This is a genomic window from Vibrio sp. BS-M-Sm-2, assembly GCF_041504345.1.
In the GTDB taxonomy this organism is placed as follows: domain Bacteria; phylum Pseudomonadota; class Gammaproteobacteria; order Enterobacterales; family Vibrionaceae; genus Vibrio; species Vibrio satsumensis.
Genome location: NZ_CP167895.1, coordinates 1,839,470 through 1,865,211 on the forward strand (window position 1 = coordinate 1,839,470; position 25,742 = coordinate 1,865,211).

22 protein-coding genes and 1 pseudogene are annotated in these 25,742 nt (G+C 44.2%); 6 read left to right on the top strand and 17 right to left on the bottom strand.

Annotated features, from left to right (window positions below):
* Positions 1-12 precede the first annotated feature (12 nt).
* A complete protein-coding gene (locus AB8613_RS24055) occupies positions 13-528 on the top strand; it encodes a cytochrome b (protein ID WP_146490095.1) in 516 nt (171 codons plus the stop codon).
* A 139-nt stretch (positions 529-667) separates the two neighbouring features.
* On the opposite strand, the gene AB8613_RS24060 is transcribed toward AB8613_RS24055, so the two are convergent.
* The 5 genes and pseudogenes from AB8613_RS24060 to AB8613_RS24080 form a co-directional block, all read right to left on the bottom strand.
* Positions 668-1,102, bottom strand: a complete 435-nt coding sequence (locus AB8613_RS24060) for a hypothetical protein (RefSeq protein ID WP_061017460.1) — start codon at positions 1,100-1,102, stop codon at positions 668-670.
* Between the two features lie 47 nt (positions 1,103-1,149).
* A complete protein-coding gene (locus tag AB8613_RS24065) occupies positions 1,150-1,416 on the bottom strand; it encodes a hypothetical protein (RefSeq protein WP_061017461.1) in 267 nt (88 codons plus the stop codon).
* Positions 1,417-1,636: 220 nt separating this feature from the next.
* Positions 1,637-3,420: pseudogene (locus AB8613_RS24070) on the bottom strand (ABC transporter ATP-binding protein).
* Positions 3,414-5,177 carry an ABC transporter ATP-binding protein gene (locus AB8613_RS24075; RefSeq protein WP_372385225.1) on the bottom strand — a complete coding sequence of 588 codons (1,764 nt, stop codon included), beginning with the start codon at positions 5,175-5,177 and terminating at the stop codon, positions 3,414-3,416. Before AB8613_RS24075 ends, AB8613_RS24070 begins: the two are co-directional and overlap by 7 nt.
* Positions 5,178-5,404: 227 nt before the next feature.
* The gene (locus AB8613_RS24080) at positions 5,405-5,923 is read right to left on the bottom strand and encodes an NUDIX hydrolase (protein ID WP_060981568.1); all 519 of its coding nucleotides are present in this window, start codon (positions 5,921-5,923) and stop codon (positions 5,405-5,407) included.
* Between the two features lie 302 nt (positions 5,924-6,225).
* Here AB8613_RS24080 and AB8613_RS24085 point away from each other — a divergent pair, with 302 nt between their 5' ends.
* Together AB8613_RS24085 and AB8613_RS24090 are read left to right on the top strand one after the other, a co-directional pair.
* Positions 6,226-6,480: a DUF333 domain-containing protein gene (locus AB8613_RS24085; protein WP_017079683.1), complete on the top strand. Its 255-nt coding sequence runs from the start codon at positions 6,226-6,228 to the stop codon at positions 6,478-6,480.
* Between the two features lie 211 nt (positions 6,481-6,691).
* Positions 6,692-7,369, top strand: a complete 678-nt coding sequence (locus AB8613_RS24090) for a hypothetical protein (RefSeq protein ID WP_146490090.1) — start codon at positions 6,692-6,694, stop codon at positions 7,367-7,369.
* Between the two features lie 4 nt (positions 7,370-7,373).
* Here AB8613_RS24090 and AB8613_RS24095 read toward each other — a convergent pair whose 3' ends face one another.
* A complete protein-coding gene (locus AB8613_RS24095) occupies positions 7,374-8,252 on the bottom strand; it encodes a YdcF family protein (protein WP_372385226.1) in 879 nt (292 codons plus the stop codon).
* Positions 8,253-8,590: 338 nt separating this feature from the next.
* Here AB8613_RS24095 and AB8613_RS24100 point away from each other — a divergent pair, with 338 nt between their 5' ends.
* The 3 genes from AB8613_RS24100 to AB8613_RS24110 all read left to right on the top strand — a co-directional run bounded on the left by AB8613_RS24100 (position 8,591) and on the right by AB8613_RS24110 (position 12,839).
* Complete coding sequence (locus AB8613_RS24100; protein ID WP_285953467.1) at positions 8,591-9,961, top strand: L-serine ammonia-lyase; 1,371 nt, start codon at positions 8,591-8,593, stop codon at positions 9,959-9,961.
* Positions 9,962-10,376: 415 nt separating this feature from the next.
* On the top strand, positions 10,377-11,855 hold the full coding sequence (locus AB8613_RS24105; protein ID WP_048669525.1) for a peptide MFS transporter: 1,479 nt from the start codon (positions 10,377-10,379) through the stop codon (positions 11,853-11,855).
* A gap of 201 nt (positions 11,856-12,056) precedes the next feature.
* Positions 12,057-12,839, top strand: a complete 783-nt coding sequence (locus AB8613_RS24110; protein WP_372385227.1) for a siderophore-interacting protein — start codon at positions 12,057-12,059, stop codon at positions 12,837-12,839.
* Positions 12,840-12,958: 119 nt separating this feature from the next.
* On the opposite strand, the gene gntR is transcribed toward AB8613_RS24110, so the two are convergent.
* From gntR to AB8613_RS24165, 11 genes are all read right to left on the bottom strand, one after another.
* Positions 12,959-13,960, bottom strand: coding sequence for a gluconate operon transcriptional repressor GntR (gene gntR, locus AB8613_RS24115; protein WP_372385228.1), 1,002 nt, complete (start codon positions 13,958-13,960; stop codon positions 12,959-12,961).
* 139 nt (positions 13,961-14,099) lie between these two features.
* Entirely contained in the window at positions 14,100-15,608 is a 1,509-nt protein-coding gene (gndA, locus tag AB8613_RS24120; RefSeq protein WP_372385229.1) for an NADP-dependent phosphogluconate dehydrogenase, read from the bottom strand.
* Between the two features lie 3 nt (positions 15,609-15,611).
* Complete coding sequence (locus AB8613_RS24125; protein WP_146490083.1) at positions 15,612-16,109, bottom strand: gluconokinase; 498 nt, start codon at positions 16,107-16,109, stop codon at positions 15,612-15,614.
* Between the two features lie 118 nt (positions 16,110-16,227).
* Entirely contained in the window at positions 16,228-17,550 is a 1,323-nt protein-coding gene (locus tag AB8613_RS24130) for a TRAP transporter large permease subunit (RefSeq protein ID WP_012600364.1), read from the bottom strand.
* Positions 17,543-18,100 (bottom strand): TRAP transporter small permease subunit, encoded by a 558-nt coding sequence (locus tag AB8613_RS24135; RefSeq protein ID WP_146490082.1) that lies wholly within the window; start codon positions 18,098-18,100, stop codon positions 17,543-17,545. The genes AB8613_RS24130 and AB8613_RS24135 overlap by 8 nt, the downstream gene beginning before the upstream one ends.
* A 65-nt stretch (positions 18,101-18,165) precedes the next feature.
* The gene (locus AB8613_RS24140; protein WP_019820432.1) at positions 18,166-19,182 is read right to left on the bottom strand and encodes a TRAP transporter substrate-binding protein; all 1,017 of its coding nucleotides are present in this window, start codon (positions 19,180-19,182) and stop codon (positions 18,166-18,168) included.
* Between the two features lie 200 nt (positions 19,183-19,382).
* A complete protein-coding gene (locus AB8613_RS24145; RefSeq protein WP_146490081.1) occupies positions 19,383-20,285 on the bottom strand; it encodes an EamA family transporter in 903 nt (300 codons plus the stop codon).
* A gap of 135 nt (positions 20,286-20,420) precedes the next feature.
* Positions 20,421-21,125 carry a phosphonate utilization transcriptional regulator PhnR gene (phnR, locus tag AB8613_RS24150; protein ID WP_146490080.1) on the bottom strand — a complete coding sequence of 235 codons (705 nt, stop codon included), beginning with the start codon at positions 21,123-21,125 and terminating at the stop codon, positions 20,421-20,423.
* Between the two features lie 68 nt (positions 21,126-21,193).
* Positions 21,194-22,903 carry a putative 2-aminoethylphosphonate ABC transporter permease subunit gene (locus AB8613_RS24155; RefSeq protein ID WP_372385230.1) on the bottom strand — a complete coding sequence of 570 codons (1,710 nt, stop codon included), beginning with the start codon at positions 22,901-22,903 and terminating at the stop codon, positions 21,194-21,196.
* A 20-nt stretch (positions 22,904-22,923) separates the two neighbouring features.
* Positions 22,924-24,033 (bottom strand): putative 2-aminoethylphosphonate ABC transporter ATP-binding protein, encoded by a 1,110-nt coding sequence (locus AB8613_RS24160; RefSeq protein WP_372385231.1) that lies wholly within the window; start codon positions 24,031-24,033, stop codon positions 22,924-22,926.
* Positions 24,034-24,260: 227 nt separating this feature from the next.
* A complete protein-coding gene (locus AB8613_RS24165) occupies positions 24,261-25,682 on the bottom strand; it encodes an FAD-dependent oxidoreductase (RefSeq protein WP_372385232.1) in 1,422 nt (473 codons plus the stop codon).
* Between the last annotated feature and the right edge of the window lie 60 nt (positions 25,683-25,742).

Genomic DNA, 25,742 nt, shown 5'->3' on the forward strand with positions numbered 1-25,742 from the left:
AACGAGGTTAATTTGAATAATCCACGATACGATTTAGTAAGCCGTGTACTGCACTGGGTAATGGCTTCTGTAATCATCTATGCAACAATTGCAGGGTATGTGATGCACTATGTTACCAGTCATCCAGAACTGTTTTCTTTTCTGTCGGTACTCAATATGTCATTGGCGACAGTGGCAACACCATTGTTCGTGGTTCGTTATGTCTGGAGTCACTTCCGGTCATCGCCAACCATGCCAACGTCTGTGCCTGAAGGGCAAAAATGTGTAGCGAAGCTTGCACACTCTTTGATGTACCTTACGATGTTTATGGTCTTCAGTACTGGTTACTTAATGCTAAAAGAACCGTACTCTTTATTTTGGCTAGTGAGCGTAAATAATCTAATTACTGACTCTGCAATCAATGGCTTCTTTTTTTATTTACATCGTGCCAGTTGTATTGCCCTAGCCTGTTTAATTGTGCTGCATGTCAGCGCTGCACTTAAACACCACTTTGTCTCTAAGAACTATGTCTTGAAGATGATGCTTTAGGTATTAGGGGCGAGCTTTAAGCACTAAAAGTGTTGTCCAAAGTATTCGAGGCGACCATATAACATTAAGAAACTTAATGTTGTTTGCACAAACAAAAAAGCCATAACATGTTCGCTATGGCTTTCTTATTTCAATTCGCTTACTTGGCTTGGGTATCAAGCATCACTTGCCAGTATTCACATTTTGCCAAGAACTCTTTTAAATAAAGTTCTGGGTTAGCAAGCTTCTCGCCGCCTTTAACATCGGCGCCAGTCACTCGCCAAAAGCCACGAGTTACCAAGTTTCGATGATAAATAAAATCGTTGAGTTCATTTTTCGTCAAAGGAAGCTGCTCACCAAACGTCTGTTCGTATAGGCTCAACGTAGAGGCTTGTTCACTTGGCTTCTCCCTTAAAAAGGTATCCAGATCCAAACCTAATGACTGTTGCTGCTCTTTTGATAAGGCTTTAGCTAATTTAGAGATCACAGTAAACAGCGCCAGTTCTACTTTTTGTGATGCTAATAACGACGCACCCAAAAGTGCATGTTCATTGGATACGTGTTGCTCTGTTGATGAAACGGTAGCTGTTGTCACTGTGTTAACCTCAAATAGTCATAATGGATGTTACGGAGCGATTCCAGTTACGCGCTTTTGCTAAGCTGGATTCGTTCAGCATCAACAATCATAAAGCCAGTTGCGTCTTCGCTCTTCTCTACTTGTACTAAACCTTTAAAGCCTATTTGCGACAACTTTTTCGCAAGGTGCTCTGGTGCTGTTTCAAAAACAACCGTCATAAAAGGTAAGTGCTCTGCGTCAACAAAGCCATGCTCGTTAAACAGTTCCATTGCTTGAGATAAATGGTCTGAATCGGTTAATTCAATAATTTCTACAACTTCTTCCAACAACATTTTCGATTCCATATTCGCCAGAAAGTGACTGACACAAGCACGCCTGTTTGCTCGCATACACCCCGATGCCCGAAGACACCCCTTTAGTAGTAGAGAGATCATAACATATTAATGATCGTAAATTATGTTTTATTTTCCTTTGACCCAAGAGGTATTGGCAAGCAATAGACATTAGCGCAACATACCACCTATCGAAAAATCAGAACCTAAATTAGAGCCATCAGGCTACTGTAACGTGAGAATCACTCATTTCTACAATCGATTCCTTCAACAACCCAGCATAAACTCCATTGTGAGCCACTAACTGTTGATGACTACCTTGCTCAACAATTTCACCCTTTTCCAACACGAGAATGGTGTCCGAGTGGCGAACGGTGCTCAAGCGGTGTGCAATCGCAATCACGGTTTTTTCCTTAAACAGACGCTGCATCGCTTTTTGGATAAGGTCTTCGGTGATTGAATCTACCGAACTGGTCGCCTCATCAAGCATCATCAATTGCCCCCCTGTGCAACAGCTCGTGCGAACGAAATAAGCTGCGTTTGCCCCACAGACAAATTGGAGCCATTCTTTTCCAGATGGAAATCATAACCTTTAGGGAGTTGTTCAATAAACCTATCGGCATAAACATAGCGCGCCGCCTGTTCAACCTCTGTTCTAGATAAATGTGTTTTACCCAGTGCAATATTGAACTGAATTGTTTCTTCAAATAAGTGTACGTCTTGCATCATCATTGAGAACAAATGAGCAGAGTCTTCGCTTGAGATCTGCGACAACTCTATTCCATTCAACAAAATGCTACCTTCATAGTCTTGGTAGGTTTTAGAGATCAAACGCAGAATCGTCGACTTACCCGACCCCGTCAACCCCACAAGCGCGATTTGATGTCCTTTCTCCAATACAAACGAAACATTCTTTAGAACATAGGGAGAGTCATCTTTGTAACGGAAGCTCACTTTCTTAAACTCAAGGCTCACAAACTGTTCAAGCTGTTTCTCTAACTCGTTAGACGGCAAAAGGTTGCGTCCTTCCTCTTCCGTTGGCTCAACAAACAGCTCTTCAATATGATCGAACGCTGCAAATGAGCTCTGAATTGATGCAATTTGAGAAGTAAAATCGCGGATCGGCACGAACACTTTTTCTAAGGTGTTGATGAACGCAATCAGCACCCCCAAAGTAAGCGCCCCTTCTATCACTTGCTCAGAGCCATACCAGATCATAATCGCGATGGTGATCGAGGTAATGCCAGAGATAAACGAGAATAAAATCGCATCGTATTTATTGATCTTCTTCTGCGCTCTTAGAAACTCATCAGTATAGCCTTGGTAGCGTTGTTCTACTTGCTCTTCTGCTCGGTACATCTGAACGGTTTTCATGCCAAATAAGACTTCTTGTAGGAAGCCAATACCGCGAGCGAGCGAAGAACGGGTCACCTTATATAAAGCACGAAGTCGGTTTCTCACATACACCGTCAAGTACATCACTGGCGGCATGATTATCAACACAATCATAGTTAACTGCCAGTCAATAAAGAACATCATCACCAACAGAGCAATGGTATTAATGCTGTCTTTAACTAGCCCTACAACCGATTGAACAAACGTCTCGCCGATGGTTTCCAAGTCACTGGTTAGTCGCGAAAGCGTTACGCCAATCGGTGTGTTATCAAAATAGCTACGTGGCAGTTTAAGCACGCGATCGAACAGCACTGAGCGCATGTCAGTTATCGTGTATTGTCCGGTTTTACGCAGGTTGTACGAATAGGTGGTATCCACAACATAGCTCGCTACCAGCACGGCAACGAGATAGAAGACGTATTCGAGCAAACCATCCATATCACCGTGGCTCAGGTGAACATCGATCACTTGAATGATCAGCCAAGGGAACAACAAACTCGTGATGACAGAAAGAGGAAGCATAGCGATGCCCAGAATCGCAGAGCCTTTGTATTTCTTAGCAAACTTAAAAAAGTGCTTGAGGTACTTGAGATCAACACCTTTTAACATGCTGCTGCCTCCGTTTCATTCTGCTGTAGTTGCCATGTATCGTAATAGTAATCGCACGTTTTCAATAACGTGGCGTGGTCGCCCTTCGCGATCACTTTACCTTCATTCAACACGATGATTTCATCCATATATTCAAGGGCATTAACGCGGTGTGAAACCACAAGAACCGACTGATTTTCCAATCGTTTAAACAAGCCTTCTAAGATCTTTCTTTCGGTTTCATAATCGACCGCAGACAGAACATTGTCCATGATGATCAAATCGGTGGGTTGTAGTAAAGCCCGAGCAATACTCAGGCGCTGCTTCTGACCACCTGACAACATGATCCCTTTCTCACCAACTAAGGTTTGATCGCCATGCTCAAAACGCGTCACGTCACTGGCCAACTGGCTGAGCTCTAGCACTTCATCAACCTGACTCTTTGCCAAATCAGTATCTAAGCTACCAAAACGGATATTGTCTTCGACGGTTGCTGAAAACAGGTAAGGGTCTTGAGTCACGGTTTTAATATAACGGCGCAAGTCACTCCGTGAGAAGCTAGTGATGTCCTTTTCCCCAAGGAAAATCGCCGCTTCTGGAACGTCCAAATGATGGTTCAAGCAGTTCACTAATGTCGTTTTACCCGCCCCTATTCCACCAAGTACACCGACTTTCTTGCCTACTGGGATATCAAAGCTGATGTCATCGAGAATCAGACGCTCTTCACCTGAATAACTAAAGCTGAGATTGCGAACGGAAAACGTTTTTCCTTTTAGCGATTCAACATCTAACTCAGTGAGCCTATCTTCATCCAACTCTGGGACTTTGGCGTTAAGAATGGTTTGTGCACTTTGAATGCCTACCATGCCACGCTGATAAATGGTCGCGATTCTGCCAAGCTGCATCAATGGCATAGCGAGCAAAACCGAGTAAGTTAAGAAAGCGGTTATCTCACCAAGTGTGAGTTCCTGTCTCATCAACATGAAACCACCCAGACCAAGAATGATGATTTTCATCAGATCATTGGCGTAATCGAGCACCGGCATGAAGAAGACCTGAATACGAGTGATCTTAAGACGACATTCAAGCAACAGTTGATTGAGCTTTTCAGTTTCCGCCTTCACCCAAGGTGACATCTGTTGGCTCTTGATCAGATCAATCCCTGATAGGTAACTCATCAACTGAGCAGATAGATTTTGCAGTCGCTTCATGTGCTCTAAGTGCAGCGTTTTCATACGCTTGAAGCCCACACGGAAAATCACAAAAGCGATTGAGATAGGAATAATCGAATAAAGCGTTAATTCTGGTGAAATACGCCACATGTACAGAGGCGTCAGCGACAGAGCTAACAACGCATTAAAGAACTGCAGGAAGCCGACACCAAACATTAAACGAATACCGCTCAGGTCATTGTTGATGATTGAGATCAAGCGACCAGAAGCAAAGTGTTCGTGAAAGCTACTTGGTAAGCGGTTCAGCTTTTGTAAAAGGGTACTTTTAAGTGCAGCCTCTGTAATTCGCCCCGGATTAAGCGCATAAATACGAGACAAAATTCTCACCACAACCATGGCAACCGACATACCGACCACAATCCAAACATAGGTTTGAAGCTGTTGGTGGCCAGTTGAAGAGGCATCATCAATCAAATCTATCGCCAATTGGATATAACGAGGGATCTCTACTTGTAACCAGTTGACGAGAAAGATGAACACAATCGCCAACAAGTACGAGGTGCGATTCATGCGCAGATAATGGGCAATAAACTGTCTTTTATTCATAGTATTCTTTGTTTGGGGCAGGCTCACAGCGAGATTTAGCGATATGACCGGGCAGTTAAACTAAATAGGGCCATCGCTGAGTAAAGATACATCAAAAACATCTAGTTGACAATATCAACCACATTCAGTGATTGGTTACCGTTATTACATTTTAGCATTGCTAGAAACAACTTTGCCGCCAAAAATGGCGGCAAATAAATAGCTTAACAGGCTTGTATTGATAAAAGCTAAAGCATCTCTTTGGCAATCAAATGCAGCAAAAAGGTTTCACGTTCAATACTCATCCCCTTCTTAGGGCTCTCGGCCATCGTCTTTTCGTTGTGTGCGATCGCTTCATGGATATTCATCCACACTGGCTTCATCCCATTTTTCACTTCGTAGTCTTCGTAAGCTGTTTCACCAAGCTCGCGATCAATCTTGCATGAGTAACAGTAAGAGATCATGTGCATCAGATCCGCATCGTCTTTATACCAAGGACGAAACTCTTCAAAAATACCGAACGGCTTGATGCTATGGATATTCTTCGCGCCTGTCTCTTCTTCGAGTTCACGGACCATACCAGCAATCACATCTTCCCCTTCATCCAAACCACCACCAGGAATGGTGTAGTCGTGATAACGCTCTGTATAGAGCATCAGAATGTCTTCACCATCTAACACAATGGCACGGGCAGCGTTGCGCTTATAGACCGTTTTATTATCTAGATGGTCGATATCAGGGTGGATGGTTGTTTTTAGGTGTCTCATGATTGTGACTGCTCTACTGAATTTGGCGGCATCATATCATAATCATCAATAGATTCGAGGTTCACAATCGTCAACAAGAACTTATCGGACGGAGATATTCTAACGCTAACTTAAATCCACTTAGCTTGATCCAACACTCAAAAAGTAGTTAAAGATGGAGAAATATCAACCTATTTCAATATCTTGACCAAATTAGGACAACCTTTTCTGAAATCTAAAATATACTCATTTCATAGAGCTTCTCATTGGGTTCTGTAGAACTTAACGCATTCGATTATAGAGTTATCACGTAGGAGATAAACATGAAAAAAATTGGTTTGATGGCTGTATGTGCCGTTGTATTGGGCGGTTGTGCAAACGACTATGCAGAATATAGCGAAGGCCAACGTGTTTCAGTCGCTAACCCAGCAGCGGTTTATTGTGTTCAACAGGACGGTGAATTAGACACGGTGACTGAAAACAATCAACGTACAACTTACTGTGTATTCGATGACGGTGAGCGTATTGAACAGTGGGAGTACTACCGCAATAACCATGAGCAAGAAACTGAAAAGTAATCACTTATCTTACAAGTTTCCAATCTCAAAGCTTTAAAACCCTCCCCCTAAAAATTCAATTAAGTTACGTAAACTGCCTGCCATAAGGCAGCGGTTTACCGTACACACACACCAATTGAACAGTGTTTTATTTCTGACATAGCTCTGACATTAGCCTAACCTAGGCCGATAGAATGCCCGCCTGTTACAAAATTTTACACATAGAATTATTATGAAAAGCCAATCAAAAACGAAAGAACAAACTCAAATGTCATTTGAACTGCCAGAGTTCACCCTTTCCCAGTCGACATCTCAAGTGATCTTCAAACGCTGCCAAACCGCTCTCGTTGTTTTAGCGATTGGTATTGTCGCAAACCTTGCGCTTCGAATTGATTTCGTATTGTTGAATGGCAATGTTGGTGAGATCTCGGTGACCGAGATGCTGCAACAGTTACTGCTTATTATCGCGTCTGGGTCTTTTGCTTATCTAGCAAGAGAGACCCGTGAAGTTAAGCACGCAGCTATGCTCATCTGTGCATTCTTCAGTGTGATGTTTATTCGTGAAATGGATTTTTGGTTCGACAAGATTGTACATGGCGCTTGGGTTGTCCCTGCCCTCTTGGTTGCTGGTAGCGCAATTTTCTATGCGATTAAAAATGGTAAACGAACCATTGATCAGCTTGCACTTATTCTTGCATCCCCACACATGAATTTGCTAGTGACTGGCGTGATGCTACTGTTGGTATTCTCCCGCCTATTTGGCATGGGTAGCTTCTGGCACAATGTTATGGGCGATGATTACGTTCGAGCGGTTAAAAACATCGCAGAAGAAGGCACAGAGCTTCTAGCTTACTGTCTGATTGCGTTTGCGAGTTTAAAAACCGTTATTGGCATCACGAGAAAGAAATAATCACCTATCGCCACCAGCGATGCGTGCGATCCGATTCCGGATCTAAATAACGATTCAATAAAGTCAGGTTAGTATCTAGTAGAGCTAGGTATCCCCTGACTTTTTTTATGTCTGTACCCACTGACGTCTGCTGGATACAGCTCTCCAATACTGGGATTAAACTGTCTACAATTTCAAAGTGAGATGAACGTCCGACGAGCTCCTTGGCAGTTATCAGTGCTTCCAAAGACAGCCTTTCGGGCTCTCGTCTAACCAACTCCAAATCTCGCTTAAATACGCCCGCACAGACACCTTCAAGATAGACTCGATAGGTCGTCAGTACATCCATCAACAGAAACAATTGCCCTTGAGCACTTTGATGTGGGTATGGCACCGCAACATGAGCCTCCAACCTGCGATCTACTTGCAGCTCCACCCCAAGTGCGGAACACTTCTCGATGAGAACTTTAAGCAAACCTTGCTCGTCCATGAGCGATTGAATCTCGAATATACGTTGTAAGTGGTAGTCATTAGAAACGAATGTCACCTGCACACTCTGCCCGCGAGTAAACAGCCCGCTTGCAACCATCTCTGAGGCCAAGTTCTGAATGTTCTCGACAGTGTTGGTCGAATGCTGCTCAAGCAAAATCGCCCCTAACGGGAACGGATGTGCACGCTGATTTTCAAGCTTTCTAAAATACTGGTGCATCGCATCGGCTTCTGAGAGGGTTTGCCCTTTTGTGATCCCACCACAGAATGCAACGGCAGTTTGCTGATTCGACTCTTCGACCAAAGGCTCCACCAGATACTTAACTAAAGCATCAACTCGACTGATTCCTTCATCAGTCAATTTATTCTCATTAAGTCGCTTACCCAGCACAATAAGGAGGTGATTAATGCTCATTTTATGTTCAAGTCTCGTTTTGGGGATTAGATGAAGTGAATTATGTATACAATACTTGTTAACAAAAGTATTTTGAAATTCTTATATGTTGCTCGCAATAACGCTCACTATTGATAGCAACACTTTAGGTCATACAAGAATAGACGTGTCGCTTTAAAGCAAACATAGCACGCTCTTGTATTTCATCGCTCTATGCTTGTTAGCATGAGTCGATAAAAGAGCCGTTTCAATCAATGATTAGGCTCAATCACGAATAGGTTCACTCAAAGAAGTGGAACTAACTAAATATAAATTTTACACAGAGTTCGTTCATCGAACCGTCTTCACAGGAAGTTACTATGCTGTCTATTTTTGATATCTACAAAATTGGAGTTGGGCCGTCCAGCTCCCACACAAATGGACCAATGATCGCTGGGTTTAATTTTACCAAAAAAATTGATGCTCAACTTAAGCAAGTGAAGCGTATTCAAATCGACTTATACGGCTCGTTATCATTGACGGGTATTGGTCACCACACAGACAGAGCGACCTTATTAGGTTTGCTAGGTAACCGCCCTGACACCATTAAAATTACCAGTGCTAACCAAGCAATGCGTAAAGCGATTGAAGACAAATCTCTATTGGTTAGCGGTAACCATGAAATTCATTTCGATGTAGAAAGCGACCTACTCTTCCACAAAACCAACCTTCCATTGCATGAAAATGGCATGACTATCTCTGCCTTTGACGCAAGCGGCAGCCTTCTGGATATGGAAACGTACTACTCAATTGGTGGTGGCTTTATCGCAACCGCTGATGAGCTACAAAACGGCAAGCAAGAAGCAGAAACACAAGTTGAGTTCCCTTTCTCTTCAGCTGATCAGTTACTTGAACTATCAGAGCAACAAGGACTTAGCCTTGGTGGCTTAATCCTGCGCAATGAAGTTTCATTCCAAGATATGGATATGATTGACCAGAAAGCCGACCAAATTTGGAAGGTGATGTCTCTGTGTATGCAGCGTGGCTTTGACACCGAAGGCATTCTTGATGGCGGCCTAGAAGTAACGCGTCGAGCACCTGCTCTTTTGAAAAAGCTGGAAGCGAATGCCTCGATTGAAAACGATCCAATGGAGATCATGGATTGGATTAACCTGTTTGCCTTTGCCGTGAGTGAAGAAAATGCAGCAGGTGGTCAGGTCGTGACATCACCAACCAATGGTGCTGCTGGCGTTATTCCTGCAGTATTAATGTACTACCATCGTTTCATCAAAGAGCTAGACACTAAGCAGCTTAAAGACTTCTTGGCAGTCTCTGGTGCTATCGGCATCTTATACAAAACCAATGCTTCGATTTCTGGCGCAGAGGTCGGTTGTCAGGGTGAAGTCGGCGTATCTTCATCAATGGCCGCTGCAGGCCTAACTGCCCTGCGTGGCGGTAGCAACGAACAAATTTGTATTGCAGCTGAGATCGCGATGGAACACTCACTGGGCATGACATGTGACCCTATCGGTGGTCTTGTACAAGTACCATGCATCGAACGTAACGCAATGGGTGCAATGAAAGCGATCAATGCATCACGCATGGCACTGAAACGTACCAGCAAGTGTCTTATCTCGTTAGACAAAGTTATCGAAACCATGTATCAAACAGGTAAAGACATGAACAAGAAGTACCGTGAAACTTCTCTAGGAGGCCTAGCCGTGATCCACATGGCACCACCGTGTGAATAACAGACAAGAACACGATTGGAGAAAGCCTCTATAGAGACGGCATTCTTGTAAACTTAGGTTTCAATATCTCAACAAAGCCAGCCACTAAGCTGGCTTTTTTATTGGCTAAAGCCCAGCAGCCAATTGAAAGTACTACTCACTCAAAACACTTTACCAGATAGATGCCTCTAACTTTCCCTTTATTAGTTCATTACTTAGCCGCAAATGATGGCGGCTAAATTTCAAACCGCTATGCATCCACTAGCAAAATCTAACGTTGCAAATTTCATTCATGAGAAATATGAATGCACTCATAAGAAAAGATATATCGAGTAAAGTTCGGTTTGGGATAGATGTTTCAGTTTATGTATTACTACCAATGATATTATAATTGGGTAATTACACTACATATTAATACAAATGTGAGAATAAAATAATGTGGAATAGATTAAACAAATCAATGATGTTCTGCCAAATGATGTTCGGACTTTCGTTCTATGGCGTCATGGTGATCTTGACTCGTTTCTTCCTTGAAGATCTGAACTACAATGAAGCCGACACCATGATGGTTGTTGGTGCTTTCTCTGCAATCGGACCGCTATTTGCTATCGCAGGTGGCTTTATCGCCGACAAATTCTTAGGTGCTTATCGTTCTTTAACCATCGCTTTTCTGGGATTCGCGAGTGGTTACGTTTTACTAGTACTAGGCGCTGCAGCAACCAATGTGCCTATGGCATTGTGTGGTATTGCGTTAGCAAGTTATGCACGTGGTTTGATGTCCCCTTCTTACCCAAGTCTTTACAAACGCACGTTCAAAACTCAAGAAGACTTTGAGAACTGCTACCCAATCAACTACTCAGTAAACAATATTGGTGCTCTGCTAGGTCAATACTTATTCCCAATGCTAGTGCTTGTTGTTGGTTTCCACGGTGGTTTCCTTCTTTCTGCTGTTCTAGCGGGTGCGGCGCTTCTGATGATGATCTTTGTTCGCAAAGGCCTTGTTGAAGCAAGTGCAGAAATCGATCAACAACCAGTAAGTACGAAAAACTGGGCAGCCTTCCTTGGTCTTTCTGCCGCTATGATTGGCTTGGTATTCTTCATGTTCTCTAACATGGATATTGGCCAAAACATCGTATACGCAATTGGCGGTGCAGCGATCATCTATTTTGTTTCTTTGATGATGAAATCGAAGAAATCAGACATGCTTAAAATGGGCACAATCTTAATCATCACCTTCCTGACGACATGTTTCTTCGTGTACTACGGCCAGATGATGACATCGATGACAATGGTAGCGATCAACACAATGCGTGGTGACCTATTTGGCTTCATCCCTGTTGCTCCAGAAGCTTCAATGGCAATGAACCCACTGTGGTGTATGGTTGCAGGCCCAATCATTGCGGGTATCTTCTCTAACCTAGAAAAGAAAAACATTAACTTCTCTACTGCAACCAAAGTAGGTTTCTCGTTCATCCTTACGGCTATCGCTTTCGGTATCCTTACGATGGCAGTAACCACAGTTGGTGATGATGTTCTGATCCGCCCAGAAGTCTTCCTAGCGATCCACTTCTTCCTAGCGTTTGGTGAAGTGATTGTAGGTTCAATGGTTGTAGCCTTCATCCTGTCTGTTGCACCTAAGCACATCGAGAACTTCTCTGTAAGTTTGTTCTCTGTTGCTATCGCACTATCAGGCATTGTTGGTGCCGTATTCTCAACGTCTATTGCACTAGAGAAAGGTCAAGAAATCACACAAGAAATCGTGCAAACGGTTTACGGTGACTACTTCCAAATGCTGACCGTTTTAGCTGTCGTGATGGTTGGTATCGCAATGGCTGCATCGTTCATTATTCGTAAGATGCTAGAAGCTGCAAAAGCCGCTGACGAAACGATTGAACTAGAGCAAGCAAACAGCTAATTCTGATCACGTTAACCCGCTCTAATACATCAAGCCCTTTAGTTTTCTAAAGGGCTTTTTTGTTGAGGTTGTTGTCAATATAGATCAGAGCATTCAAGTTACGTTGCATCTGTGTAAATAAAAGTAAATGATAACTATTAGTATTGAGTGTTTTCTGGTTCAGGATTATGATGTGGAAATCAAAATCTAAGAGAGCCCTATATGAGCAAGCCTAGCCCTATCACATTAACTGTTACTCAAACCTCAACCATTACTCCAAACATGCAGCGTATATCGCTTAGCGGTGAGGGGTTAAGTAAGTATCCAACAGAATGTGCCGGCGGCTACATCAAGCTTTTATTCTCGCCATTAGGCACAACCGATTTAAGCCAACTGAACGAAGGTGAACGCCCTACTATGCGCACCTACACCATTCGACAATACAACCCTGTAGAAAAGTGGATTGAGGTTGATTTCGTTCGTCACATCACTACAGATCTGCAATGTGGCTTTGCCGCACGCTGGGCAATGAACGCAGAAGTGGGTGACACGATTTCAGTGGCTGGCCCAGGTTTGATTCAAGGGCTAAATCTTGAGTCTGACTGGTTCTTCTTAGTGGCAGACATGACGTCATTGCCTGCGCTTTCTGCAAAAGTGAAAACACTTCCAGAAACAGCAACGGGCCATGCTGTCATTCAGATTAATTCAGCAGCAGATAAGCAAACACTTGAAGCACCTCAAGGGATCAAGGTCACTTGGTTAATTGAAGACGAAACCTCAGAATCCCTGTCACGAACGGTTCGCAATTCAGAATGGTTAGACGGTCAGGTTTCGATTTGGACAGCGTGTGAATTTGAAAGCATGCGCGAGCTGAGACAATACTTCCGTAACGAAAAAGAAGTAGAAAAAGAGAACATTTACATCAGCAGTTATTGGAAGCGTGGCGTCACTGAAGATGGTCACAAAGTGTTGAAACAGCAGGATGCTCAGGCCTTAGCTAGCTAAAGATCGTTGTTAGACAAGCCTTGATACTAAAAGCAGAGAAAGACAAATTGAAAACGCCCTTAACGAAGTTCAGGGCGTTTTGGTATGAATCCAATGAAAAGCAAAACCGACCTGTCAGATTAAATACTCTCACCCACTTCAATCTCGTAACCAAGATCAAGCTTGGCAACCCACTCTTTGTTCCCTTTTAAACGCGCCACAACTTGCTCTGCAGCGACTTTACCAATTTGCTCCCTAGGTGTAACCACAGTGGCTAATCGAGGTGTCATCGCCACTGTGATGTCGTGCCCGTGGAAACCTGCAATCGCCATCTGCTCTGGTACTTGAATACCACGGCGTACACATTCATAGAAAGCACCGATTGCTAAATCATCGTTGGTACAGAAAATGCCATTCACTTCAGGGTGCTTATCAAGTAACTCTCCTATCAGTTTTGCACCAAGAGTAAACGAGGACGCGTCTTCAGTTTGCAGTGTCACGGGCGCTTTGTCGGCTTCTTGCATCGCATGTTCATAGCCGGCCATTTTTAAGCGAGTTCGTTCATCCATACGTGCTGCTAAGTAAGCGATATTGGTGCGTCCTCTGTCGAGCATGGTTTTAGTCATTGCCCTAGCCGCTTCGAAGTTATCAAAGCCGACAGCTTGTTCAATTCTTGGCGATACCGAGTCCATAATCTCAATAACAGGAATCGAAGCGGTCTGTAGCATCTTACGCGCTCTATCGGTATGCACATTCTCAGACAGAATGATCGCATCCACATTGTATGAGAGCAGCGAAGCAATACTCTGTTCTTCCAGTTCTGCGCTATAGCCGTAGTGGGCAATCATGGTTTGATAGCCTGCTGGCGCGGTGACTTGCTCGATACCTCGGATCACTTCAGCAAAAACTTGGTTGGTTAGCGAGGGAACCAGCACGCCTATCGCGTTGCTCTTTGCATTGGAAAGAATATCTGGTGCGCGGTTAGGGATGTAGCCCAGTTCATCGACTGCGGCGTTGATCTTGTCTCGTAGCGCTTCTGATACTTGAGATGAATCTCTCAGACAGCGACTCACGGTCATCTTGGTGACACCAACTAAGTTGGCAACATCTTGTAATGTAGGACGTTTTTTCTTATTTGACATAATTAATAATTATTATTTTTGAGTTATGTTACTGGTAACAGTGTATCCAACTGACTTGGAATTTGAAGTCTAATTTACTAAAAGGTTGATATAGCATCACAATTACAAACGCCCTCATAGCGAGGGCGTTATACATTGATTAAGCGTTAACTTTAACTTCCGTTCTTGGAGACTGACTCCAAGTCACGTGAAACTTTTCAGCCTCATCTTTATCGACTCGCGAATAAGTGTGAGAACCGAAGTAATCCCGTTGTGCCTGCAGTAAATTCGCTGGCAACACTTCACAGCGCAAAGAATCAAAGTAACTTAATGCAGAGCTGATGCCCGGCATCGGCACACCATATAAAGCAGAATTAGCCACGACGATACGCCAAGCCAATTCACGTTCTTCCACTTGTTTGATGAAAGCCTCATCAAACAACAGGTTCGCTAGCTCACTATTTTGCTGGTAAGCCGAAGTGATATTTTGCAAAAAAGCAGCACGGATAATACAACCTGCTCGCCAAATCTTAGCGATTTGGGTGAAATCTAGGTTCCAACCTTCTTTGTCTGACGCTGTTTTCAACAAGTCAAAGCCTTGAGCATAAACAGATAGCTTGGCGCAGTAGAGAGCGTCATGAAGCTCAGAGACAACCTCCGCTTTGTCCAATTGGCTGGCATCCGCAATATTGCCTTTTAGAAGCTGGCGACCTTGAATACGTTGTGATTTTTGACCGCTCATCGCACGTGCATAGACCGCCTGTGCAATGGTTGGCGTTGGACAACCCTCTTGTAGACTATTCACCGCAGTCCACAACCCAGTGCCTTTCTGCCCGGCTTTATCCAACACGACATCAACAAAAGGCTTCCCAGTAACAATGTCGTCTTGCTGAAGAATATCCGCGCTGATTTCCATCAGGTAACTATTTAGAACACCGTTATTCCACTGTTCAAAGACTTGACCAATCTCTTGAGCTGGCATTTCCAGAACATCACGCATGAAATGGTACACTTCGCAGATGAGCTGCATATCGGCGTATTCAATGCCGTTGTGCACCATCTTAACGTAATGACCTGTGCCAGAAGGGCCAACATACGCAGCGCACGCCTCACCCGCTTCAAATTGAGCAACAGGTAAACCGTTCGCATCCACTTTTGCAGCAATCGCTTCCCACATTGGCTTCACATATTGCCAAGCAGACTGGTCACCACTCGCCATCAGCGCAGGGCCAACACGCGCTCCCTCTTCACCACCAGACACTGCGGTACTGAAGAAACGAAGTTTACCTTTGTAATCCTGTTCACGCGCCTCGGTATCAGTCCATAAACTGTTACCCGTATCGATAACAATATCGTCGCTCTCCAAACCTGCATCAAGTAGATTATTCACGACGATATCGACAGGTTTTCCTGCAGGAACCGATAACGCTATAACACGTGGTTTTGCTAAGCTCTGTAATACATGTTCAAGGCTAGTGCCTTTAGTGAACTGACCTTTGCCGTCAAAGGATTCATTAAGCTGCTTCGCTTCTGAATTTGCACGTTCAATGTTGTCAGCGTTTAAATCAAAACCCGAAACATTGAACCCATTGTCGAGTAGGTTAAGCGCTAAGCTTTTGCCCATTACACCTAAACCAATCATCGCGATGTCATTTTTTATCTGAGTCATGGTTTAGCCTATCTGCTTAATTTGTTTAAGTGCACTTTCTACGACTTGCTCAACATCTTGCGAGATATCGACAAATAACGCTTCACCTAGCTCAGGTTCAACCAAGGTTTCAAACTGGCTTTTCAACATCTCTTGACCGTTAAAATAATGATTTTCACGAGCTTTATGACGATTCCAAATCGTATCGAAACTGCCCTGTAGGTATACAATCACCAAATCTTCATTGTTGTTGCGCAGAATATCGCGGTATTGCGGCTTTAGTGCCGAGCAAGCGATCACAGCGCTTGGTTGTTCGATATATTGCTTATTAAGTGTTTCTAGCCATCCTTGACGATCTTCGTCAGTCAGCGGAATACCTTGGCGCATTTTTTCTACATTGCTTTGCGGATGGAAGTCATCCCCATCAAAGAATTGAAGATCTAAAGCCAGTGCGATACGGCTACCAATCAGGCTTTTTCCGCATCCAGATACGCCCATCACGAGTATTTTTTTGCTTTTCATAAGGCAAGCCTTCCCTAAGCCCCAACTAATACTGGAGCTGACAATCGAATCTAATAGTTAAACTTGTGTTACTGCTGGTCGGTTCCTGAACGTTAAGTTTGCTCGGGAACCTTCATTGTTATTGCCACCAAAGCGCGAGCTGAGGGAAGATAATAACCAGTGCCAGAACCAATACTTGAAGTGCAATGAACGGCAGTAGTGAAGAGAAAATCTCACCTAAGCTGATGTCTTTCGGTGCTACTGATTTTAAGTAGAACGCCGCCGGACCAAATGGAGGTGACAAGAAAGACACCTGCATGTTTAGACAGAACACAACACCAAACCAAACTGGGTCGAAACCAAGGCCAGTGATGATTGGAACAAAGATTGGCATTGTTAGAAGTGCCACACCTACCCAGTCAAGGAACATACCTAGAACCAGCAAGATAGCCATCATGATTAGCAGTGTTACTGTTGCGTTGCCGCCACTGAGTGCAAGGATGGTTTCTTCAACAAAATCAATACCACCCATCAGGTTGTAGATACCAACCAGAGCACTCGCACCGATACCGATCCACATGATCATGCCGCAGGTACGCATTGTTGCGATGGCACTCTCTTTCAACATGTTGTAGTTCAACTCGCCACGGATTAGTGCACTGATCATGATACCAACCACACCTAAAGCAGACGCTTCTGTTACTGATGCGATACCTGTGTAGATACTACCTAAAACCGTTGCGACTGATAGCAGTGGGAAAAACAGGGCCTTGAAGTAGCTAGGCTGATTCGCGATGTCTTCCTCTGTTTCATCATCACTAGGAATAGGCGCAAGAGAAGGGTTCAACTTACAACGAATCAATACGTAGCCGATGTAACAGCCTGCGAGGATAAACGCTGGTAAGAAAGAAGCTTTGAACAAGTCACCGATTGATACGCTGGCTGTCATACCATAGATGATCAGTACGATACTTGGTGGAAGCATAGTGCCGAGAGCACCACCTGCACAGGTTGTACCGATCGCAAGCTTACGGTCATACCCTAAGCGAAGCATCTGTGGCAGAGCAAGAATACCAAGAAGAACGGTTTCGCCGCCGATAACGCCCGACATTGAAGCCAATAGAACCGCAACTAATAATGTTTGTACCGCAACACCACCGCGAACCTTACGGCCAACAGATTTCATTGCATCAAACAAATCACGAGCAATGCCCGAACGGTCTAGTAAAGCAGCCATCAATACAAACATGGGTACTGCTAGGAACACATAACCAGAAGCAAAGCTGTAAGTGCGACTTGCAATCAAAGGTAATGCATCTGGGCCAAACCAGCATAGAGTGAAGAAGATCGCGACGAAGCCTGTTACGAACGCAAGCTGCATACCCGTTAGTAGCAAGCCAATCATCATAACCAGCATGAGCAAACTGCCCCATGCAATACCAATAGAAGATAAATCAAACATCGTCATTCTTCCTTAGACCCATCAACTCTTGGATTAGGTGCAATACAAACTGGACAACAAGAACACACAAAACGACAAAAATCAGGCCTTTCAGCAGCGCTGGATAAGGCGCGTTTAACACTGAGCCTGATGTTTCAAGGCGGAATTCACCCCATGGTGCAAACCACGCTTCTTCTGCGGTGAAATAAGCCGCGTAAGCAAGCATGCCAGCAAAGGCTAAACCAACAATATGGTGAACAAGATTAAGATATTTACGTGCTTGGTTAGAGACTGAATCGTAGATAAGAACCACACGTACGTGCTTATTCGCAGCAAAAGCGTAGATGCCACCAATAATGAATAAAGAACCACCGATGAAAGAAGCCGTTTCATGTACCCATGTGGTCGGGGCATCAAATGCATAACGCATCACAACTTCGTAAAATGAAATCAATACTGTAAAAATAAACAACCAGCTAACGAGGTTACTGAACTTTATAATAAGACGGTCAAGTGTGTTTCTTGGTTGTTCGTCGTTTTCAGCTGGGGCGTGGGGGATTTTGTCTGTCATGGGCCAAATTTCCTGGGAAAATACGGGAGAGCAATGCCCTCCCACGTCAGTAAGCTAAGTTTAAGTTACAGTAAGCCGTTTTCTTCTAGGAACACGGTAACTGAGGTGTAAACTTTCTGTGCGTTATCAGAGCGCTCTGCAAATACTTTCCATTGACCTTTTGCGATCTCACGGAACTTCTTACGCTCTTCTTGAGACCAATCATGAATCGTAATTTCTGGGTTCGCTTGTGCTTCTTTAACTGCTGCTTGGTCAGCCATTTTTAACTGAGTCGTCATGTCGTAAGAGAAGTCACGCACGGATGTTTGTAAGATTGTTTGTAGATCAGCAGGCATCTTGTCCCATTTCTTCTGAGATACTGAGATATCGATAAGCGGCAGTGAGTGGAAGCCCGGTTGAACTGGATGCGTCGCAATATCGTTCATGCCCGCTTTTTGGTTAGTAGAGAACACTGTGTAGTCCGCAGCATCAATTACGCCCTTGCTTAGACCGGTAAATACTTCAGAACCCGGAAGGTTTACTGGAGTCGCACCCGCTGCTGCAAACACTTGTTGTACTAGGCCTTCAGGCGCACGCAATTTAAGACCTTTAAGATCCGCGACACCGTCAATTGGCTTTTTAGAGATGAAAGACTCAACACCTGTTGTTGAGGCACCAACGAACTGAACACCGTAAGGCTTGTAAAGCTCAGTCATTAGCTCGTTACCGCCACCGTAGTTCATGTACTGAAGCAGTTGTGTTGTGTCTGACCATGCACCAACCATATTACCGATAAGACCAAATGCTGGATCTTTACCAGAGAAGTAACCTGTTGCTGTGATATGACCATCAAGAATGCCCATCTTGATCGCGCCCAGCGTTTCAGTGTGTTTAACCACAGCGCCTACAGGCAGAAGGTCGATGTCGATACGTCCGTTAGACATCGTCTCTACACGCTCAGCCCACTTCTGCTGAACCTTGAAGTTCAAATCACCAGATGGATCTGAAGATTGAATCTTAAGTTTAAAGTCTGCAGCCATTGCTGATGTAGCAAATAGGCCAGTGAGGGAAGCAGCAATCAGCGTTTTAGTCAGAGCTTTCATTTGGGTATCCTTATGAGTTTCACAGAGTCCGGTTTGTTGTTATATGTTACCGGTAACGTTGAGGCAGATGTTACCGGTAACTTTACAGCCTTGTCTATGAGAAGGATCACATCTTTAACATTAGTAAAACGTTTGCTATCAATAAGAGAAATGTGACTGAAAAGTCACATTATAGGTCGGAGGTGTAGATTAATTTAGTTTTAAGTCAATGAGATAACTAAACCAGCAATAATAAAAACGACGCCTACACCGCGAGTCATGTGCCACTTTTCCTTCAAAAAGTAGATCCCCATCACTACGCCGAAGATGATGCTTACTTGCCTAAGTGCCACAACCAAGCTGACGTTCTCTGTCATGGTCATTGCAAACAACACCAGACCATAGGTCGATGCCATCATGATGCCAGCAATGGTTGCTTTTCTGCGCAATATCCATGCATTAGTAAACTCGATTCTTTGGTTGGTTGCGAATAACCAAATACTAAGCGGAATCACGATCGCCCAAAATTGAATACCCAGGTAAAAAACTGCTGTGTGCTTGTTAGTAATGGTGGGTGTACTTAGAGGCTCTAATAATAGAAGCGCCTCTTTATCAATAATGGAGTAACCCGTGGTTCCAATGGCGGCGATTAACGCCCACAACACACCAAGATTAAGGTAAGCCTTGAGCCTCAACTCAGAGAATTGCTTAAGTGGTACAAACAAACAACCCAATGTAATCAGTGCAAATCCCATCCATTGATTAGGTGACAGCTCATAACCAATCAACACTGTACCCAAGCCAACCATTAACACAGGTAGTGCTCGTGCCATTGGATAGATCACACCGATATCAGCTTGTTTATAGGCAGCACCCAACCCAATCAAATAGACGATTTGGCAAATCCCACTCAAGAAAACCAACTGCCAAAATGGAAGTGAGATATTTGATAGCCCTACACTGTGAACATACCAAATCAAATATGGCGTCAATATCGCTGCGGCAGCAACCCCAGAGGCTAAGAAGAAAGACGAGCCCGATCCTTGATTTGATTTACCTAGAACATTCCAGCCCGCATGCAGCAGAGCCGAAATAATCACGATGATGATGGCAGAGAATTCCATTTCATTCCTAACTTATTGACTGATAAAAGCAGTCGCTGAAAACAGGGGATAAAAAAGGCCTCCAGATAAGAGACCTTTGATCATTCCAGTTGGGCAAATCCCTAAAGTGAGATGTGCCAGCGTTCTAACGTACGACTAACGCTCTAACTGCGCTATCGACTCAATACTGATCGCGTCATGACGCCAATACTCAATATCGCAATCAATCAAATCGCCGTTTTGATTGTAGTTAACACGCTCAACCACCATTGCAGGAGAGCCAGAAGTTGCACGCAGTGCTTGCGCGGTTTCGCCAAGCAAAGACGTTGTGCTCACACGATAACGGATCTTCTGATACACCATGCCAAAGTGCTCGCGGTAGATGTCCGTCAGTGATTTAGACAGATCATAATCGAGCAAGTTAGGAAACAGCTCTGGTCGAATGTAGTTAGTCACATACACAACAGGCCTGTCTTCAAGGTAGCGAACTCTGTCGACTCGATAAACATCTGAGAACGGTTGTAACTCAAGAAGCTTAGTCGCCTCCTTGGTTGCCAACATCCCTTTCGCTGCCACCAACTCTGTTTTCGGCTTACGGTTCTGCGACAGAGCCATATTGGTGAAGTTTAGTGTTTGTGTTGGGTCATAACGAAGCGGCTCGGGAGAGATAAACCAACCACGTCGGTCTTCTCGATAAATACGCCCTTCCGCTTCAAGTGAAGACAAGGCTTCACGTAAGGTAACTCGAGTCGTATCAAACGATTCAGCCAGTTTGCGCTCCGCAGGCAACTTCTGTCGTGGTGTTAACATCCCCGACTCTATCTGCTCTACGATGACATCTTTGATTTTTACGTACTGCACTTCATTTCCTTTTATTCTTGTTCTTGTCGTCAGCCACTCCTTGGCCAACTGCAATATAAAATGGTTCGCTAGCGTTTACGCCAAGCTTGGGTTCGCTTCTCGAATAACTTGTTGATTAACATATGAATCAACTTCGCGCTCGCTGCCGATATCATGATCATCACCGCCATAGCAGCTGCTGCACCCGTTTGCCCCGCATCATCCATATTCAATACTGAAACTGATGCTGGGATCGTATTGGTAGAATACAAGAATACTACCGCAGATGTCGTGGTAAGTGCATTAATAAACAGGTATGTCGCAATATCTAAAATCGCCGGCAGACAAACGGGTACCGTCACCTTAAAGAACAGCTTGTATTGCGGTAGGTTAACCGAAGCCGCCGTCGCTTCTATTTCTTCAGGCAGCTGTTTTAATGCAGTTAACGCTGTCATGTGCCCGACTGTGTAGTAGTGAACCACGGTGTTTATCACCAAGAACGCCATCGTGCCATACAAGAAGTTGAATGGATTGCTCAAGTCATTGAAGTAGAAGATATAGCCCAAACCCAACACCATGCCCGGAACCGCCATTGGCACAACACTAAGCATCTGCATTGCCTGACGAACAGGACCAAATGCTCTGCCCTTCTCAATGCAGTACGCGCCTAAGAAAATCAATACGGTACCGATAATCGCAGTCCAAGCGCCGAGGGTTAAAGAGTTGAAAAATGGCGTCCAACCATAAGTACTCATCTCTGCGAAGTTATAGTTATTTAGCGTTAGCGTTTTATTCCAAGGCCAGAAAGTGACCATAGAACCGTATATCGCCATACCTAGCACGATAACAACAGCCACTGAAATTACGGTGCAATAGAGTAAACACACGCCATCACGTAGAGTGTTTGGCTCTGGTTGATAAGCGACGGAGCGAGTATCAAACAAGCTCTTCTGTTTCTTTTGAACCCAGCGGTCAACGGTAAACGCAAGCAACGCAGGCAATAGCAATAGGATGCTGGTCACCGCGCCCATAGAGAAATTCTGTTGCCCTACTACCTGCTTAAAGATATCGGTAGACAGAACGTTGTAGCTACCACCAATCACCTTTGGCACACCAAAATCACAAACCACCAGCGTAAACACAACGATCAAGGTACTTATCAAACCGTATTTTGCCGCAGGTAACGTCACCATGAAGAAGGTTTTTAGCGATGAAGTATTGAGTGCACGTGCCGCCTCATAAAGACGAGCGTCAGAGGTTCTCAATGAAGTAGTTAAAATCATTAAGGCGTGTGGAAACGTCCAGAATATCAGGCCTAGTGATATACCAATCAAACCGTATACCGAATTTCCCCCTAATACTTCTTTGGCGATACCTTGGTTGCCAAATAAGAAGATCAAACTGATCGCAGGAAGCAACGATGGAGCTAGAATCGGCGCTGAGCCCAACACCTGAAAAAGCCCTTTGAAAGGCATACATGAACGAGTCAACGCATAGGCATAACCAAACGCTAATACACCCACGACAACCGTTACTAACAGCCCAAGCGTAAACGTATTACCTACCGACTGCCACAGGCTTTGAGAAGCAAAATACGTTGCGAAATTCTGTAATCCTACAAATTCACCGTCTGCGTTCTGAACGCTTTTCTTCAACATTGCCCAAAGTGGCATCAGAATGAATAGCGTCATGACTACGGACAAAAATGCCAAAAGCCCAAATAGAATTACGTTGTCTTTACTTAAGCGAGCAACGAAAGGTTGCATTCGTCGTTGAATAAGCAGCTTAGATTGCATCATTTGAGTCGATTCCATGATTGTTACGCAGCCTCGTCTTTCATCGCTTGTAAGCTTTCAGAGGGATAAGCTCTCAGGCCTTCTTCATCAAACGCTACGTAACGAATATCGCTGCGACGCAGTTTCAATCGATTGAACTCTTTGACTGACACATCAACGATGATCTCTTTCGCCGTTGAATCATGTTGTAATTCGCACTCAACTCGATAGAAAGCCCCTAGAAACTCGCTCGATACGATTCTGACTGGCAAAGACTCGTTAAAACGGTCAACAAACTGAATTTGTTCTGGACGCACCGCGATATCAAAACGATCGCCATGCTTTGGTGTCAAATTATCTAAAACTGGTAACGCTAACATCGACTCTGCAATGCGCATTTTGCCTTTCGCAGCAACAGAAGCTTGAATAAAGTTCATACTACCAACGAATTCAGCGACAAAGCGGCTGACTGGATTTTGATAGATTTCTTGCGGAGCACCCACTTGCTCGATAACACCATGATTCATGACCACAATACGATCGGCCATTGTTAAGGCTTCATCTTGATCATGGGTCACCATGATGGTGGTAATGCCCAGCTTACGCTGCAATTGGCAGATCTCATCACGCAGGTGTGTTCTTACCTTCGCATCCAATGCAGAAAGCGGTTCATCGAGTAGCAACAAGCCTGGGGACAACGCTAATGCGCGAGCCAGAGCAACACGCTGCTGTTGTCCACCAGATAGCTGATTTGGGTATTTCTGACCAGACGTTGGTAAACCGATGGTCTCTAACCAAGACTCAACCGTCTCAAGGGCTTCTTTGGTCGACATGCCTTGGTTTTTCAGACCAATCGCAATGTTTTCTTCCACAGTGAGATTTGGAAACAAAGCGTAAGATTGGAACACGATGCCAAAGTCGCGCTTTTCTGGTGGCAAGAAGGTCGTATCATCACCATTCTGTTCAATAGAACCTGACGTTGGTAAGTCTAGACCTGCAATCGCACGTAATAAGGTGGTTTTTCCACAGCCAGATGGGCCTAGGAAGCAGACGAACTCGCCTTTATCTATCGATAGGGAGATGTCTTTTAACGCTGTAAATTGGCCAAATTGCTTTACAACGTTTTCAATATTCAAATAAGTTTGGTTGCTCATACTACAGCACTCTCTATATGGTATATACCAAATTTAAACTGAGAATATTGCAGTTGAGTGACAAATTTATAGAAGCTAAATGACAGTTATATTGCAGATATAATAAGCATTAAAGATTGCTATTTGTTCAGAATTAAAAGTTAGTTCAACGTTGAAAGCCCTCAGTGACTTACCCATAAATCACGGAGAGCCTAAATGTAAACGTCTAATTTAAACGCTAGATTAATCTATGATTCAACCTTGTCGGCTTTGCCCGCCGCACCTGCGAGTTTGGATAACTGTTTATCTAGCCACAATGGCGTGCTACCCGAATCTTCCGCGTTCTCTTTTCTTCGTACCGCATCACGAACCATCATCGCACCTACCCAACGAAATGGCTCTGGCGGGAAGTGTCCTAATGGGCCTTTAGTTAAACCGCTTCGTGTCCAAGCATTGTCGATATCGAGTACCATTGAAGACAAAATTTTGCCTCCCATGCGAGTTTGAGCAACACCATTACCTGAGTAACCAAGCCCATAATAGATGTTTTTTTGCCCTTTTAGATTACCGAAAAATGGCAATCCTGTTACCGAACGATCTGAGCCACCCGACCAGTTGTAATCGAATTCACTTTGTTCCAGTTTAGGGAACAGTTTTTGGAAAGATTGATTGAGAATCGGCAGGTAGTTGGTCGTTTGGTTAAACATGCTTTCAACTTGATTGGCAAACGAGAACTTATTACCGCCTTTGCCCAACATGAGTCGTCCGTCCTGGGTATCTCGGTAGTAGTGGACAAAGATACGCGAATCCACCACCGCCGCCCCTTTCTCTGGGCCAAATTGCTTGAGCTTTTCAGGAATAGGCTTGGTCACCACCATATCTGAAGAAACAACCACTATGCTGCGTTTGAACTCTTTAAAGTGATCGAGCATCCATGCATTGAGCGCTAAGATCACTTTGTCAGCAAACACAGCTCCGCCCTTAGTCTGGATACGAGCTGGGGAGCCATAGTCGAGTGATGTCATCTCTGTGTTTTCGTGAATTTCGACACCCAGTTCGAGAGCGACTCGGCGCAAACCTCTAGCCAATAACGCAGGCTGCACACTGCCCGCGGCTTCTGAGTAATAACCTTCAATATGACGCTCCGATCCCGCTTTCTCAGCCAAAGACTTATCACACTTCTTCCAACTATTTATGCCTTGCTTGACCAACTCATTCACAACAGGTTCCATTCCACCCTTTTGCGCTTGATTGGTCGCCGTGTAGTAAGTACCGCTTTGATAAAGATGCGCGTCAATCTTGTGTTCGTTACAGAAGGCTTCGATCTCGTATATAACCTTTTCCGATTCCTTAACCAACCATTTCGCTTGCTCTTTTCCGTAGAGCTTTTTCAGCGTCGGATACTTTGTCGACCAAGTCAGCATGCAACCGCCGTTCGCACCAGAAGCACCGCTACCACATAGGCCTTTTTCAATCACGACAACATGTTTTTCGGGTTGCTGTTGTTTGATTAAAATCGCCGTCCATAAACCTGTATAGCCGCCGCCAACAATAGCGATGTTGCAGTTAACATCTTTTTTAAGTGGCTTCGCGGATTCTAAACCTGCATCTATGCTGCCAAATTCCTGTTCCAATGCTTGCTTGAACCAATATGAGTAGTGCTTTTTCATTTGTTTTACCTTACTAAAAACCTAAAGGCGTAAAACTAAAAAAGGAAGACCGAAGCCTTC

Excerpts from the sequence above, each read along its gene's own strand:
- AB8613_RS24095 (WP_372385226.1), bottom strand. The coding sequence starts at position 8,252 with ATGAGCATTAATCACCTCCTTATTGTGCTGGGTAAGCGACTTAATGAG.
- AB8613_RS24160 (WP_372385231.1), bottom strand. The coding sequence starts at position 24,033 with ATGAGCAACCAAACTTATTTGAATATTGAAAACGTTGTAAAGCAATTT.
- AB8613_RS24125 (WP_146490083.1), bottom strand. The coding sequence starts at position 16,109 with ATGAAAAGCAAAAAAATACTCGTGATGGGCGTATCTGGATGCGGAAAA.
- AB8613_RS24100 (WP_285953467.1), top strand. The coding sequence starts at position 8,591 with ATGCTGTCTATTTTTGATATCTACAAAATTGGAGTTGGGCCGTCCAGC.
- AB8613_RS24105 (WP_048669525.1), top strand. The coding sequence starts at position 10,377 with ATGTGGAATAGATTAAACAAATCAATGATGTTCTGCCAAATGATGTTC.
- AB8613_RS24130 (WP_012600364.1), bottom strand. The coding sequence starts at position 17,550 with ATGTTTGATTTATCTTCTATTGGTATTGCATGGGGCAGTTTGCTCATG.
- AB8613_RS24110 (WP_372385227.1), top strand. The coding sequence starts at position 12,057 with ATGAGCAAGCCTAGCCCTATCACATTAACTGTTACTCAAACCTCAACC.
- AB8613_RS24135 (WP_146490082.1), bottom strand. The coding sequence starts at position 18,100 with ATGACAGACAAAATCCCCCACGCCCCAGCTGAAAACGACGAACAACCA.
- gntR (WP_372385228.1), bottom strand. The coding sequence starts at position 13,960 with ATGTCAAATAAGAAAAAACGTCCTACATTACAAGATGTTGCCAACTTA.
- AB8613_RS24140 (WP_019820432.1), bottom strand. The coding sequence starts at position 19,182 with ATGAAAGCTCTGACTAAAACGCTGATTGCTGCTTCCCTCACTGGCCTA.
- AB8613_RS24080 (WP_060981568.1), bottom strand. The coding sequence starts at position 5,923 with ATGAGACACCTAAAAACAACCATCCACCCTGATATCGACCATCTAGAT.
- AB8613_RS24155 (WP_372385230.1), bottom strand. The coding sequence starts at position 22,903 with ATGATGCAATCTAAGCTGCTTATTCAACGACGAATGCAACCTTTCGTT.
- AB8613_RS24165 (WP_372385232.1), bottom strand. The coding sequence starts at position 25,682 with ATGAAAAAGCACTACTCATATTGGTTCAAGCAAGCATTGGAACAGGAA.
- AB8613_RS24065 (WP_061017461.1), bottom strand. The coding sequence starts at position 1,416 with ATGTTGTTGGAAGAAGTTGTAGAAATTATTGAATTAACCGATTCAGAC.
- AB8613_RS24075 (WP_372385225.1), bottom strand. The coding sequence starts at position 5,177 with ATGAATAAAAGACAGTTTATTGCCCATTATCTGCGCATGAATCGCACC.
- AB8613_RS24085 (WP_017079683.1), top strand. The coding sequence starts at position 6,226 with ATGAAAAAAATTGGTTTGATGGCTGTATGTGCCGTTGTATTGGGCGGT.
- AB8613_RS24145 (WP_146490081.1), bottom strand. The coding sequence starts at position 20,285 with ATGGAATTCTCTGCCATCATCATCGTGATTATTTCGGCTCTGCTGCAT.
- gndA (WP_372385229.1), bottom strand. The coding sequence starts at position 15,608 with ATGACTCAGATAAAAAATGACATCGCGATGATTGGTTTAGGTGTAATG.
- AB8613_RS24090 (WP_146490090.1), top strand. The coding sequence starts at position 6,692 with ATGAAAAGCCAATCAAAAACGAAAGAACAAACTCAAATGTCATTTGAA.